Below are 14,876 nucleotides of genomic sequence, written 5' to 3'. Positions count from 1 at the left end.
GATCAGCTCAGACGGACCTGGTGTCAGCTCGCGTCGGCCTCGCCGGCCTTGGTGAGCTCGACCGGTGCGTCGGGAACCATGCGCGGCTTCTCCGAGCCGGTGAAGACGAACCGGGCGTCTTCGCCGTCGCCCTCGCCGTCCCAGTTCTCGACGTCGACCAGCACGATCTGTCCGGGGGCGATGTCGCCGAACAGGATCTTCTCCGAGAGCTGGTCCTCGATCTCGCGCTGGATCGTCCGACGCAGCGGACGTGCACCGAGCACCGGATCGAACCCACGCTTGGCCAGCAGCGACTTCGCGCGGTCGGTGACCTCGAGCGCCATGTCCTTGTTCTTCAACGCACCCTCCACGCGCGTCAGCATGAGATCGACCATCTGGATGATCTCCTCACGCGTGAGCTGGTGGAACACGACGATGTCGTCGATGCGGTTGAGGAACTCGGGCCGGAAGTGCTTCTTGAGCTCGTCGTTGACCTTCTGCTTCATCCGCTCGTAGTTCGACTGGGTGCCGTCGCTCGACGAGAAGCCCATGCCCACGGCCTTGGAGATGTCCGAGGTACCGAGGTTCGAGGTGAAGATCAGCACGGTGTTCTTGAAGTCGACCGTGCGACCCTGACCGTCGGTCAGGCGACCGTCCTCGAGGACCTGCAACAGGGTGTTGTAGATCTCCGAGTGAGCCTTCTCGATCTCGTCGAACAGCACCACCGAGAACGGCTTACGGCGCACCTTCTCGGTGAGCTGGCCGCCCTCTTCGTAGCCGACGTATCCGGGAGGCGCACCGAACAGACGCGACGCGGTGAAGCGATCGTGGAACTCGCCCATGTCGATCTGGATGAGCGCATCGTCCTCGCCGAACAGGAAGTTCGCCAGCGCCTTGGAGAGCTCGGTCTTACCGACGCCGGACGGGCCGGCGAAGATGAACGAGCCCGACGGACGCTTCGGATCCTTCAGGCCTGCGCGCGTACGACGGATGGCCTTCGACACCGCCTTGACGGCGTCCTCCTGGCCGATGATCCGCTTGTGCAGCTCGTCCTCCATGCGGAGCAGACGGGTGGTCTCCTCCTCGGTGAGCTTGAACACCGGGATACCGGTCCAGTTGCCGAGGACCTCGGCGATCTGCTCGTCGTCGACCTCGGCCACGACGTCCATGTCGCCGCTGCGCCATTGCTTCTCACGCTCGGCCCGCTCGGCGACCAGCTGCTTCTCCTTGTCACGGAGGCTGGCGGCCTTCTCGAAGTCCTGCGCGTCGATCGCGCTTTCCTTCTCCTTGCGGGCATCGGCGATGCGGTCGTCGAACTCCCGCAGGTCTGGCGGCGCGGTCATCCGGCGGATGCGCATCCGCGCACCGGCCTCGTCGATGAGGTCGATCGCCTTGTCCGGCAGGAACCGGTCGTTGATGTAGCGGTCGGCCAGCGTCGCAGCCGCGACCAGCGCACCGTCGGTGATGGAGACGCGGTGGTGCGACTCGTACCGGTCGCGCAGACCCTTGAGGATCTCGATGGTGTGCTCGACGGACGGCTCGCCGACCTGCACGGGCTGGAAGCGACGCTCGAGGGCGGCGTCCTTCTCGATGTACTTGCGGTACTCGTCGAGGGTCGTCGCACCGATGGTCTGCAGCTCGCCCCGGGCCAGCTTCGGCTTGAGGATGCTGGCGGCGTCGATCGCGCCCTCGGCGGCACCTGCGCCGACGAGCGTGTGCAGCTCGTCGATGAACAGGATGATGTCGCCGCGGGTGTTGATCTCCTTGAGCACCTTCTTGAGGCGTTCCTCGAAGTCACCGCGGTAGCGGCTGCCCGCGACCAGCGAACCGAGGTCGAGGGTGTAGAGCTGCTTGTCCTTGAGGGTCTCGGGGACCTTGCCGTTGACGATGGCCTGCGCGAGGCCCTCGACGACGGCGGTCTTGCCGACGCCGGGCTCACCGATCAGCACCGGGTTGTTCTTGGTGCGGCGGCTGAGCACCTGCATGACACGCTCGATTTCCTTCTCCCGGCCGATGACCGGGTCGAGCTTGCCCTCGGAGGCCGCGGCGGTCAGGTTACGACCGAACTGGTCGAGGACCAGCGAGGTCGACGGGGTGCCGGACTCGCTGCTGCGTCCGCCGGTGCCCGCCTCCTGCGGCTCCTTGCCCTGGTATCCGCTGAGGAGCTGGATGACCTGCTGGCGGACCCGGTTGAGGTCGGCGCCGAGCTTCACCAGCACCTGGGCGGCGACGCCCTCGCCCTCACGGATCAGGCCGAGCAGGATGTGCTCGGTACCGATGTAGTTGTGGCCGAGCTGCAGGGCCTCGCGCAGCGAGAGCTCCAGCACCTTCTTGGCGCGCGGGGTGAACGGGATGTGTCCCGACGGTGCCTGCTGGCCCTGGCCGATGATCTCCTCGACCTGGCTGCGGACCCCTTCCAGGGAGATCCCGAGCGACTCGAGCGCCTTGGCGGCCACGCCCTCGCCCTCGTGGATGAGGCCGAGGAGGATGTGCTCGGTACCGATGTAGTTGTGGTTGAGCATGCGCGCTTCTTCTTGGGCCAGAACCACAACCCGACGCGCGCGGTCGGTGAACCGTTCGAACATTGTTCTCCCTCACATTGCTAGCGCCCCGGCCGCCGCGGAGACCACCTCGGAGGTCCCGGAGGACAACCGGTGCGGATAGACGACGACCAGCCTGCTTCCACTCTAGAGGTCGTCTCGGGTGCACCTGCAGTTAACGCCTGCGCAGAGTGCATGGATCCACCGATGCGGCGGGGATGTGCACAGTACAACTGCGCTGGCCGGGGCGGTGTTCCCGGGCGGCTACGCCGAGAGCGAACGCGGCGCCGACGGGCCCGCACCTCCTCGCCCGGGCCCATCCGGAGAACCTAAACTGCGGTGCGTGTCCCGGGGAGAGCCGATCGACGACAGTACGGCCCGGTCCGCCGGGGTGCGGGTCCGGCGAGCGCGCGAGGCCGCCGGGGTGAGTCTACGGTCGTTGGCCGCCTCCATCGGCGTGAGTCCCGCGACGCTGAGCCAGGTCGAGAACGGGAGAACGGGCCTGCGCGTCGATCGGCTCGAGGCGATCGCGGCAGCTCTCGGGGTCGGCGTCACCCAGATCATCGAGGGCACGGTGCCGCGGCGTGTGGCGACCGGCGCACCGGACGCGGCCGTCGTTCACGGGGATTGGCGGCAGTACGGCCCGCTCGACTTCTCCCCCATCCTGCTGGCCGCCGTCGAGGAGTTCCTGGCGGTCGGATATCACGGGACGACGATGCGACGGATCTCCACGCGGTGCGGGATGTCGGTGCCCGGGATCTACAACTACTACCCGAGCAAGCAGCTCATCCTGGTCGACATCCTCGACCGCACGATGGCGGATCTCGAATGGCGCGCCGCGGCCGCGGCGGCGAGCGAGGACGACGCCGTCGGGAAGTTCTGTGCGCTCGTGGAGAACCTCGCGCTCTACCACACGCACCGCCGCCGGCTCGGATTTCTCGGTTCCAGCGAGGTGCGAGCGCTCGAACCGTCCAACCAGCGGAACGTCAGCCGCCGACGAAACCGCCAACAAGCGCTGGTCGACGAGCAGGTACACGCCGCGGGCGCCCTCGGACACTTCCGGCCACCGCATCCCGACGACGCCGCACGCGCCGTCGTCACGATGTGCACGGCCCTGCCGACCTGGTGGCAGCCCGACGGTCGGCTCACCCCGGAACAACTGGCAGCCGAATACGTGGACTACGCCCTGGGGATCATGCGATACCAACCGCCGGCGTCGTGAACAAGTCAACTCTGACTTGTATATTGGCATCGTGAGTTCACCCGAGGCACCGGCCGGCACGGCAGCACCTGCCGAGACGGCGCCCACTCGCCGCGAACAGCGGACCATCACCAGCCAGCGACGCATTCTCGAAGCAGCCGTCGACTGCCTGATCGAGCACGGCTTCGCCGGGGCGACGACGTCGGTGATCCAGGCACGGGCGGGCGTCTCGCGCGGCCGGTTACTGCATCACTTCCCCTCCCGGGAGGACCTGCTCGTGGCGGCCGCCCGACACCTCGCCGCCGAACGGGTGGCGGCGACCACGGCACGCGCGGTGGCCGAGATCGATGGTCACGTCACGGGTTCCACCAGGGTCACGAACGTCGTCGAGATGATGTGGATGTCGTTCCACGAGCCACATTTCTGGGCCGCGGTCGAACTCTGGACCGCATCCCGGACCAACGAGTGGATCGCCGGCGCGCTGCTTCCCGTGGAGCGGCACCTCGGGGGCGTGATCCGAACGAGCATCGACCGGATGTGGGGCCCCGAGCTGGTCGGCCACCCGCGCTACGCGCAGTTGCGCGAGATCCTCTTCACCAGCATGCGCGGGGTCGCCCTCGCCTACGCCTTCGATCACCGGGACCCGCGGCGCGACCCCCATCTGCCGCAGTGGACGGACACTGCCCTCGTACTCCTCGAGGTCTGACCTCCACTCGTAAGAGTACGGGTTGACTGTTTCGATCGGGGTTGGCTAATCTCCAGCTACCCCGGAGCTGGGACGTGACCGACACTCGGCGCGGACTGTGTCCGGGAACACCCCTCCGGCCCGACGGCCGCACCTTCGACGACCTCACGGCGACCCCCGGAAGAACGGCCGTGCCTCGATTCCGTCGGCCGGGCACCCCCCTGAGCCAGGAGCATCTCCGTGCCCACAGATCACACCGGCGAACGGCCGGCACCCCGTTCGGCTCGAGCGTCGATCGCCGCCGCGATTTCGACGTCCCTCGAGTGGTACGACTTCTTCATCTACTCCACCGCGGCTGCGCTGGTGTTCAACGTGACGTTCTTCGCCACCGACAGCACCGTCGTATCCGCACTCAACTCCTTCGCCACCGTCGCCGTCGGCTTCATCGCCCGGCCGATCGGCGGCATTCTCGCAGGCCAACTGGGTGATCGCTACGGCCGCAAGCCCGTTCTGGTCGGGGCGGTGTGCCTGATGGCCGTCGCCACCTTCCTGATCGGCTGCGTGCCCAACACCCAGACGGTGTGGTTGGCACCGACCCTCCTCGTGATCCTCCGCATCTGCCAGGGCCTGGCCGTGGGCGGACAGTGGGGAGGTGCCGTCCTGATCGCCACCGAGAACCTTCCGGCACATCTGCGTGGGTTCTACGGCAGTTTCGCCCAGCTCGGCGTGCCGATCGGCCTGGTGCTGGGCAATGTCGCGTTCCTGCTCGCCACCGGGCTGTCGAGTTCGGACGCGTTCCTGTCCTGGGTCTGGCGAATCCCGTTCTGGATCAGCCTGGTCATGCTCCCGGTCGCGTTCGCCATCCATCGGTTCCTCGAGGAGACACCGGAATTCAAGGCAGTCGCGGCCAAGATCGCACAGACACCCGACGTGCAGCGCTCCCCGATGCTCGACGTCATCCGCCGCAACCCGGGGACCATCCTGATGGCCGCCGGCGCGAACACGATCGGAATCGTCTTCTTCTACATCATGATCACCGGTTCGGTGCAGTTCGTGACGACCTACCTCGACGTCGCGCGATCCACTGTGCTGACCTGGATTCTGATCTCCTGCGTCGTGATGGTCCCGCTGGTTCCGGCCTTCGGCTGGCTGTCGGATCGCGTCGGCCGCAAACTGGTCTTCGCGATCGGCTCGGCGGCCATGATGATCTGGGCCATCCCGATGTGGCTGCTGATCGGGTCGTCTTCGCCGACGTCCATCTGGCCCTTCGCAGTCGCCGTTCTCGTCGGCGTCGTGGCGATGGCATTGCAGACCGGCACGCAGGGAACACTTTTCGCCGAGCTGTTCCCACCGGAGATCCGCTTCTCGGGCGCGTCCCTCGGTTACCAGATCTCGGCGATCGTCGGCGGGTTCGCGCCGTTCGTGATGGTCGCGATCATCAACGGCAACCCGGACAACGCCTGGCGAGTCGGGCTCTTCCTGACCCTGCTGGCCGCCGCGTCGTTGCTCTGCCTGTACGTCATCGTCAAGAAGCGCTATCACGGCGAGTTCGACTCACCGGCCTCGGCCGGCGTCGACGACACGCAGCCACAGGCTCAGCCGGTTCGATAGTCACCCACGACCGGCAACCAAGACAACGCGGCGGCGCCGGGTCATCGTCCTTGATGACCCGGCGCCGTCGTGGTGGTTCAGTTCCAGTTCATCCAGAAGTCGAGCTCGAGTTCCTCGTCCCCGGGCACGACGCGGTACTGCTCGAAATCACGGACACCGTCTCGTGCGAGGACGTCGTCGTCGATGAAGCACTGCCCGGTCGCCAGCCAGGCCGGTTTGGTGATGATGCTCATCGCGGCGTCGGCCATGATGCTCGGCTTCCGACTCCGGGCGACGAGCTCCTCGCTCAGGATGTTGCGCACGGCCGCGGTGTTGATGGTGGTCCGCGGCCACAGCGAATTGACTGCGATGCCATCGGCTTTCAGCTCGGCGGCCAAGCCGATGGTGACCATGGACATCGAGAACTTCGAGATCGTGTACGCGGTGCCGATCTGCGCGAACCACTTGGGATCGAGATCGATCGGCGGCGAGAGCGTCAGCACATGCGCATTCTCCGACGCCCGCAGATGCGGGATCGCCGCCTTCGTCAGCGCGAAGGCGCCTCGTGCGTTGATGTCCTGCATCAGGTCGTACTTCTTCATGTCGATCTTCTCAGCGGGCGTCAGATCGAGAGCGCTGGCGTTGTTGACCACGATGTCGATGCCGCCGAAGTGCTCGACGGTGCGGCTGACGGCCTCGGCCACCGAGTGGTCGTTCCGGACGTCGCCCACGATGGGGAGCGCCCGTCCGCCGGCCTCGGTGATCGCGGCCGCCGCCGTGTGGATGGTTCCGGGGAGTTTCGGATGCGGATCAGCGGTTTTCGCGACGAGCGCGATGTTGGCGCCGCGCGCCGCGGCCGCCACCGCGATGGCCTCGCCGATCCCTCGGCTGCCGCCGGAGATCAACAGGGTCCGGCCCTGCAGCGAATCGTCGGGGGTGTGGGTCGGTGTCACGGTGAGTCCTTTCGGAGCCCACACCTGTCAGGGTGTGAGCGTTCGGGACGGCGAGGCGAGGGCCGACTCGTTCGGCCTGGCTCACACGCCGTCTGTTTGATTTAACTAAACACTGCACGAAGGGTGGCGTCGCGGGAAATTGCTTTCCCAGATGCATCTGACGCCGAGGTGGCACGGCCGCCCCCCGGCCTGGACCACCCCTGTTCGGCTGCGCCGAGCCTAGCGTCCGAATCTGGTCCTGCGCAATCAATGACCACGTCACAACAGGCGCCGCCCACCCGGAACACACGAGTCCGACACCACGATCGCCCACCCGTGCCCACGCCCAGAGCCTGGACACATTTGACCCCACCGCGGGTGACGAGGCATGCTTGTCCGAGCGATCGCTCGCTCACGGCGGGTGAACAACCGAGAGGGGACAGTTGTGGCCATCCGGGACCCGCAGGCCTATCGAGAGGGCCTCCGCGACAACAGGCGCGTCGTCTACCGCGGCGAGAGGATCGACGACGTCACCGCGTTCGACGAATTCGCGGATGCCATCGCCCATTCGTCGCTCGCCTACGAGATCTCGCGCACCGAGCCGGATCTCGCTGTCGCCGACGACGGCGACGGACCCTACACCGCGTTCTACCGGGTGCCGCGCACCGCGGAGGACATCAGCAATCGCGGTCGCCTCATCGAGACCCTGTCCCGCATGGGCGCCGGGACGATCGTGCTGAAGGAGGTGGGCAGTGACGCACTGTTCGCCCTCCTGCGCGCGTTGTCGGGCGACAGCCTTGCCAAAGCCCAAGCGTTCTACCGGTATTGCTGCGAGAACGACGTCGCCCTTGCGGTGGCCCAGACCGATGTGAAGGGCGACCGGTCACTCCCCCCGCATCGCCAGCCCGATCCCGATCACTATCTGCGGATCGTCGACGAGGATGCCGACTCGATCACCGTGTCCGGCGCGAAGGTCCACACCTCGTTCAGCGCCAACGCCGACGAACTCATCGTGCTGCCCACGCGCGCGATGTCCGAGGCCGACCGCGATTGGGCGGTGAGCTTCGCGATCCCGGTCGACACCGAGGGCCTGACGCTCTACGTGTCCCCGTACCTGCACGGCGACCACCACGCCTTCGAGCACCCGATCTCGTCCAGACACAAGCTGCTCGAGAGCCTGACGGTGTTCGATCGGGTCCGCGTACCGAAGGAGCGCGTGTTCCTCAACCGGGAGCCCGAACTCGCCGGCCCGCTGGCGCTCGCCTTCGTCGACTACCACCGCTTCACCGCGGTGAACTACAAACTCCCCATCCTCGATCTGCTGGTCGGCGCCGCCATCGGGATCGCGGAGGCCAACGGCATCGCCGGTGCCGGCCACGTGAAGACCAAGCTGACCGAACTGATCACCTACGCCGAGACGGTGCGAGGTTTCGCCGAGCTGGCCGCGGTCCGCGCGCGCAACGGCGGCAACGGGATTCATCTTCCCGATCCGCTGGCGGTCAACATGGCGAAGTACCACTTCGCGCACGGGTTCCACCAGGCCGCGGCCACCCTGCTCGACCTCGCCGGCGGCCTCGTGGTCACCGGACCCGGCGGCCATGACTGGGATGACCCCGAAGTCCGTGCGGTCCTGGAGAAGTACTTCGCCGCAGCGAGGCCGGCGGAGGAGCGCCTGCGGCTCATCCACCTGATCGGCGATCTGACCGCGGGTCAGTGGGGCGGTTACCAATCGGTTCTGGCCACTCATGCCGAGGGCTCGCTGGAGGCCGAGAAGATGCAGATCGCGCGGGCCTACGACAGCACCCGGGCGCGTGCGGCCGTCGACGCGGTGCTGCGTGCCGCTGCCGAAACACCCATTCCCGGAACCGAACTCGACGCACCGGTGGGGGCAGCACGATGACCAGCGGCCTCGACTTCGCCATCGACGACCGCGGTGTCGCCGACATCCGGTTGAACCGGCCCGACGCCGCGAACGCCCTCGACATGGACGTCGCCGAGGGGCTCGCCGCTGCGGTGCAGCGCATCGAACGCGACGGCGTCCGTGTCGTCCGGCTGTCCGCGGCCGGTCGGCTCTTCTCGGGCGGTGGCGACGTCCACGGTATGGCCGCCGCGCCCGACCGGGAACGGTTCCTCGCCGAACTCGCCGGGTCGGTTCATCGATCCCTCATCGCGCTCGACCGCCTGCCGGTTCCCGTCGTGGCCGCGGTCCAGGGCACCGCGGCCGGCGGCGGTCTGGGTCTCGTCCTCGCCGCCGACGTGGTGATCGCGACACCGAAGACGTCGTTCGTGGCCGCGTATTCCACGATCGGGCTCTCTCCCGACTGCGGCGTGTCGATCAATCTGCCCCGGACCGTCGGATTGGGGCGCGCGCTACGCATGCTGGTGCGGAATGAGAAGATCGACGCGGCAACCGCATTGGACTGGGGACTCGTCCACGAGGTCGTCGAGGCGGAGCAACTCGAGAGTGCCACCGACGATGTCGTCGCGCTCCTGCTCGACCGGCCCACGGCCGCGATCGGGCACGCACGACGCCTCGCACGGGCGTCCTTCGGCCGGACCTTCGCCGATCATCTCGACGACGAGGCCGCCACCATCGCGCGGCTTGGTGCGGGCACCGAGACCGGCGCACTGCTCGCGCGTTTCGCCGGGTGACGGGGCCCAGCCGCATGGGGTGATTCGCCCAAACCGCCCGATCCGCCGGTGATCGGACTAGCGTCGTAGCCCATGACGAGCGACGCTCGACCCCGGTCGCACCGGGTCAACCTGACCGTCTTCGTCGCCTCGGGCGTCATCGTGGTCGCCTTCGCCGTCTGGGCGCTGGCGGCACCGGCGGCGGCCGAGTCGACGATCAACGACGTCCGTGACTTCATCACCCGGTGGTTCGGCTGGTGGTATTTCATCCTCGCCACCGCCATCGTCGGTCTGGTGGTGTTCCTCGGCCTCAGCAAGTACGGGCGCTATCGGCTGGGGCCGGAGGAATCGCGTCCGGAGTACAGCCTCTTCACCTGGACGTCGATGCTGTTCGCCGCGGGTATCGGCATCGACCTGATGTTCTTCTCCGTCGCCGAACCCGTCACCCATTTCCTCAACCCGCCGACCGGACTCGCCGAGACCAACGCGGCGGCGCGCGAGGCGGTCACCTGGACGGTCTTCCACTACGGGGTGACCGGGTGGGCGATGTACGCGCTCATGGGAGGTGCGCTCGCCTATTTCGCCTTCCGGCACAATCTCCCGCTGACCATCCGGGCCGCCCTGTACCCGATCTTCGGCAAACGCGTCGAAGGTCGGTGGGGCGACGCGATCGACGTCGCGGCCGTCCTCGGCACCATCTTCGGCATCGCCACCTCGTTGGGCATCGGCGTCGTCCAGCTCAACTTCGGGCTGAACGAGATCTTCGGGATCGAGCAGGGCAAGGCCGCCCAGATCGGACTGATCGTCCTGGCGGTGCTGATCGCAACCGCGTCGGCGACCTCGGGTGTGGACAAGGGCATCCGACGGCTCTCCGAGATCAACGTGATCCTGGCCATCTGCCTGCTCGTCTACATCACGGTCGCCAAGGACGCGGACTTCCTGCTCAACGGACTCGTCCAGAATGCGGGCGACTACGTCTCCACATTCGCCGACCGAACCCTCGACACCTTCGCGTGGGATCAGGTGAACCCGCCGCCCGGCAACGACGCCCGCGCCTTCGTCGACGGCTGGACCCTCTTCTTCTGGGCGTGGTGGGTGGCCTGGGCGCCGTTCGTCGGACTCTTCCTCGCCCGCATCTCGCGCGGACGCACGTTGCGGCAGTTCATCTTCGGTGTACTGGTGGTCCCGTTCAGCTTCATCCTGGTGTGGATCTCGATCTTCGGCAACAGCGCCCTGCAGGTTGCCCGCGGCGATGCGGACTTCGCCGAGACCACGGCCTCCACACCCGAAGCCGGATTCTATTCGTTGCTCGAGCAATATCCCGGTTCGACGCTGCTCATCGGGATCGCGACCATCACCGGCCTGCTGTTCTACGTGACCAGCGCCGACTCCGGGTCCCTCGTGATGGGCAACTTCACCAGCCGCCTCGACGACCCGATGGCCGATTGCGCCCGTTCCCTACGCATCTTCTGGTCGCTGGCCATCGGCCTGCTGACCCTGTCGATGCTGTTCGCCGGCGGTGGCGACGGGTCCATCCTGACGCTGCAGGCCGCGACGGTGATCATGGGCCTGCCGTTCTCCTTCGTCCTCGGGCTAATCGGCATCTCACTGCTGCGCGCCGTCCGCAACGAGTCGGTGAAACTCGACAGCTTCCGGACCACGTTGCCGAAGGTGATCGCCGTCGGACGCGGTCCCACCGAACACGGGAGCTGGCGGCAACGACTCATCGGCACGCTGCGCTTCCCCGGTCCGGTCGCCACCCGAAAGTTCATCGGGGCCAACGTTGTCCCGGCCATGACCGAGGTCGCCGAGCAGTTCGGCCGTGAAGGGATCACCGCGACCGTCGACGAGTCGGCCGAGAACGAAGGGCTGCCGTCGCCGCGCCTGCTCGTCGAACTCGCCGACGTCCCCCGTTTCGAGTACTGCGTGTGGCCGGTCTCGGCGCCGACGCCGACGTACGCGGTCCGGACGCAACGTTCCGACGATCGTTACTTCCGCTGCGAGGTGTATCTCACCGAGGGGTCGCAGGGCTACTCGCTCACCGGGTACACCCGCGACCAGATCATCGGCGACATCCTCGACCAGTACGAACGCCATCTCGGCTACCTGCATCTGCGGGATGCGGCCGGCGACCACCACGAGCCCGCACCCGATCCGGGCGCCGGCGACGGTAGCGTGCCCGACAGCGACACGGACATCCCCGACAGCAGTTCCGAAGGAGCACCGGCTCGATGAGCGAGACCCTCTACATCGACGGCCGCTGGCGGTCCGCCGCCTCCGGCCAGACCCGCGAGATCCGCTGCCCCGCGGACAACTCGGTCGTCGGCGTGGTTGCCGAGGGCGGTGTGGCCGACACCGAGCAGGCCATCGCGGCGGCCCGCCGCGCGTTCGACGCCGGCGACTGGAGCGCCACACCCGCCGCCGACCGTGGGGACCTCCTTCTCCGCGTCGCCGGCCAGATCGACGAGCGCCGAGACGAATTCGTCCGGGCCGAGACACTCGACACCGGCAAGCGGCCCTACGAGTCGGACCTCGACATGACCGACATCGCGAACTGCTTCCGGTACTTCGGCAAGCTCGCGGCGGCCGACGCCGGGCGCGTGGTCGACACCGGGTCACCCGATGCCGATTCGCGCATCGTGTACGAACCGGTCGGCGTCTGCGGATTGATCACACCGTGGAACTACCCGCTGCTGCAGGCGGCGTGGAAGGTCGCGCCGGCACTGGCGGCGGGCAACACCTTCGTGCTCAAACCCGCCGAACTCACCCCGCACACGTCGATCCTGCTCATGCAGGTCCTCGAGCAGGTCGGTCTCCCGGCAGGCGTGGGCAACCTCGTCCTGGGCGCGGGCGCCGAGGCCGGCGCTCCGCTGTCGTCTCACCCCGACGTCGACCTCGTCTCGTTCACCGGTGGACTGGTCACCGGCCGGGTCATCGCCCGCGAGGCGGCGGCGACGGTGAAGAAGGTTGCGCTCGAACTCGGGGGCAAGAACCCGAACGTCGTGTTCGCCGACGCCTGCGCCACCGACGATCTACTCGCCGCCGCAGTCGACAACGCGCTCAACGCCGCGTTCCTGCACTCCGGCCAGGTCTGTTCAGCCGGAGCGCGACTCATCATCGAGGAGTCGGCGCACGACCGCTTCGTCGACGAACTCGTCCGCCGCGCCGAACGAATCCGTCTGGGACTCCCATACTCCGAGGGCACCGAGACCGGCCCGCTCATCTCGGCGGCACACCGCGACAAGGTGCACGCCTACGTCGAGCAGGCCCGCGCGGACGGCGCCGTGATCCGCACCGGCGGCGCCTTCGCCGCCGGCGATGCGGGATCGGGCAGCCTCGACGACGGATGGTTCTACCTGCCCACCGTGATCGACCGCGCCGACCGTTCGATGGCATGCGTGCACGACGAGGCGTTCGGGCCCACCGTCACCGTCGAGACCTTCACCACCGAGGACGAAGCCGTGACCCTCGCCAACGACACCGTCTACGGGTTGGCCGGCGCCGTCTGGTCGGCCGATGCGGCGCGCGCCCGCCGCATCGCAGGACGGGTGCGGGCCGGAACGGTGTGGGTCAACGACTTCGGCCCGTATCTGCCCGAGGCCGAGTGGGGCGGGTACGGCCAGTCCGGGTTCGGAAGGGAACTCGGACCGTCGGGGCTTGCGGAGTACCGCGAGGCCAAACACGTCTACGAGAACCTCAGACCCGGGGTCACCGGATGGTTCGCGAACCGAGACGACCGGGAGGATCAGCAGTGAGCGAGACCTACGACTACGTGGTCGTCGGCGGCGGCTCCGGGGGCGCCGTGGTGGCGTCGCGGTTGTCCGAAGACCCCTCGGTCACGGTGTGCCTACTGGAAGCGGGGCCGTCCGATGTCGGCGACGATGCGATCCTCCGGCTCGACCGGTGGATGGAACTCCTCGAATCCGGTTACGACTGGGACTATCCCATCGAACCGCAGGAGAACGGCAACGACTTCATGCGCCACGCCCGGGCCAAGGTCCTCGGCGGGTGCAGTTCGCACAACAGTTGCATCGCCTTCTGGGCGCCGCGCGAGGACCTCGATTCCTGGGAACGCGACTTCGGCTGCGCAGGATGGGGTTCCGAGGAGTTGTATCGGCTGTATCCGCAGATCGAGACCAACGACGCACCGGGCGCACATCACGGTCGCAGCGGTCCCGTCCACCTCATGACGGTGCCGCCGAACGACCCGTGCGGCGTCGCCGTGCTCGACGCCTGCGAGGCGGTCGGCATCCCCCGCGCCGAGTTCAACAGCGGTACGACGGTCGTCAACGGAGCCAACTTCTTCCAGATCAATCGCCGACCCGACGGGGTACGCGCTTCGTCATCGGTCAGCTACCTGCACCCGCACCTCGATCGGCCGAATCTCACCGTCCGTACCGGGTCGTGGGCCAAGCGGGTGGTGATCGAGAGGGTCGACGGCGAGCTGCGCGCCGTGGGCGTGGACATCACCGACAACGCGTTCGGTCGCACGACACGGATCGAGGCCCGGCGCGAGGTGATCGTCTCGGCGGGCGCGATCGACTCGCCGAAGTTGTTGATGCTCTCCGGGATCGGTCCGGCCGACGACCTCCGCGAGCACGAGATCGAGGCCCTCGTCGACGCACCGGGGGTCGGTGAACACCTCCAGGACCACCCCGAGGGGGTGATCGGATTCGAGACCACGAAGCCGATGATCCGCGAGTCGACCCAGTGGTGGGAGGCGGGCATCTTCACCACCATCGATGAGGGCCTCGCTCGGCCGGATCTGATGATGCACTATGGCAGCGTGCCGTTCGACATGCACACACTGCGTCAGGGTTATCCGACCAGCGACAACACCTTCTGCCTGACACCGAATGTGACGCACGCCCGGTCACGGGGCACGGTTGCGTTGCGCTCCCGCGACTTCCGCGACAAGCCGCGCGTGGACCCCCGGTACTTCACCGACGTCGAGGGCTACGACATGCGGATCATGATCGCTGGCCTGCGGAAGGCTCGCGAGATCGCTGCCGCCGCACCACTGGCGAATTGGATTGCGCGCGAGTTGTATCCGGGCCCCGACACCACGAGTGACGCCGAACTGGCCGACTACATCACCCGCACCCACAACACCGTCTACCACCCGGTGGGCACCGTGCGGATGGGTCCGCCCGACGACGAGCTGTCACCGCTGGACCCCGAACTGCGTGTGAAAGGTGTTGCAGGCCTGCGGGTCGCCGATGCATCGGTGTTCCCCGAGCACACGACGGTGAACCCGAACCTCACCGTGATGCTCGTCGGTGAACGCTGTGCCGAGCTGATGCGCGCGGAGATCTGAG

10 protein-coding genes are annotated in these 14,876 nt (G+C 67.5%); 8 read left to right on the top strand and 2 right to left on the bottom strand.

What is annotated here, in order from left to right:
• Positions 1–23: 23 nt before the first annotated feature.
• On the bottom strand, positions 24–2,564 hold the full coding sequence (locus BCM27_RS04260) for an ATP-dependent Clp protease ATP-binding subunit (protein WP_004020727.1): 2,541 nt from the start codon (positions 2,562–2,564) through the stop codon (positions 24–26).
• 298 nt (positions 2,565–2,862) lie between these two features.
• Here BCM27_RS04260 and BCM27_RS04255 point away from each other — a divergent pair, with 298 nt between their 5' ends.
• From BCM27_RS04255 to BCM27_RS04245, 3 genes are all read left to right on the top strand, one after another.
• Positions 2,863–3,741 carry a TetR-type transcription factor C-terminal domain-containing protein gene (locus tag BCM27_RS04255; protein ID WP_239450654.1) on the top strand — a complete coding sequence of 293 codons (879 nt, stop codon included), beginning with the start codon at positions 2,863–2,865 and terminating at the stop codon, positions 3,739–3,741.
• Between the two features lie 31 nt (positions 3,742–3,772).
• Positions 3,773–4,426, top strand: coding sequence for a TetR/AcrR family transcriptional regulator (locus tag BCM27_RS04250; protein ID WP_051987065.1), 654 nt, complete (start codon positions 3,773–3,775; stop codon positions 4,424–4,426).
• Between the two features lie 219 nt (positions 4,427–4,645).
• Positions 4,646–6,016 (top strand): MFS transporter, encoded by a 1,371-nt coding sequence (locus BCM27_RS04245; protein ID WP_004020730.1) that lies wholly within the window; start codon positions 4,646–4,648, stop codon positions 6,014–6,016.
• A gap of 77 nt (positions 6,017–6,093) precedes the next feature.
• On the opposite strand, the gene BCM27_RS04240 is transcribed toward BCM27_RS04245, so the two are convergent.
• The gene (locus BCM27_RS04240) at positions 6,094–6,948 is read right to left on the bottom strand and encodes an SDR family oxidoreductase (RefSeq protein WP_004020731.1); all 855 of its coding nucleotides are present in this window, start codon (positions 6,946–6,948) and stop codon (positions 6,094–6,096) included.
• 424 nt (positions 6,949–7,372) lie between these two features.
• On the opposite strand from BCM27_RS04240, the gene BCM27_RS04235 reads away from it, so the two are divergent.
• From BCM27_RS04235 to BCM27_RS04215, 5 genes are all read left to right on the top strand, one after another.
• The gene (locus tag BCM27_RS04235) at positions 7,373–8,827 is read left to right on the top strand and encodes a 4-hydroxyphenylacetate 3-hydroxylase N-terminal domain-containing protein (protein ID WP_004020732.1); all 1,455 of its coding nucleotides are present in this window, start codon (positions 7,373–7,375) and stop codon (positions 8,825–8,827) included.
• Positions 8,824–9,579 carry an enoyl-CoA hydratase/isomerase family protein gene (locus tag BCM27_RS04230; protein ID WP_004020733.1) on the top strand — a complete coding sequence of 252 codons (756 nt, stop codon included), beginning with the start codon at positions 8,824–8,826 and terminating at the stop codon, positions 9,577–9,579. Before BCM27_RS04235 ends, BCM27_RS04230 begins: the two co-directional genes overlap by 4 nt.
• Positions 9,580–9,651: 72 nt before the next feature.
• Positions 9,652–11,793: a choline BCCT transporter BetT gene (gene betT / locus BCM27_RS04225; protein ID WP_004020734.1), complete on the top strand. Its 2,142-nt coding sequence runs from the start codon at positions 9,652–9,654 to the stop codon at positions 11,791–11,793.
• On the top strand, positions 11,790–13,313 hold the full coding sequence (locus BCM27_RS04220) for an aldehyde dehydrogenase family protein (RefSeq protein WP_004020735.1): 1,524 nt from the start codon (positions 11,790–11,792) through the stop codon (positions 13,311–13,313). Before betT ends, BCM27_RS04220 begins: the two co-directional genes overlap by 4 nt.
• A complete protein-coding gene (locus BCM27_RS04215) occupies positions 13,310–14,875 on the top strand; it encodes a GMC family oxidoreductase (RefSeq protein ID WP_004020736.1) in 1,566 nt (521 codons plus the stop codon). The genes BCM27_RS04220 and BCM27_RS04215 overlap by 4 nt, the downstream gene beginning before the upstream one ends.
• Position 14,876 lies beyond the last annotated feature (1 nt).

The organism is Gordonia terrae (assembly GCF_001698225.1).
GTDB classification, from domain to species: domain Bacteria; phylum Actinomycetota; class Actinomycetes; order Mycobacteriales; family Mycobacteriaceae; genus Gordonia; species Gordonia terrae.
Note: the sequence above shows the minus strand (reverse complement) of the source record. Positions and strands in the feature narration are given on the sequence as shown.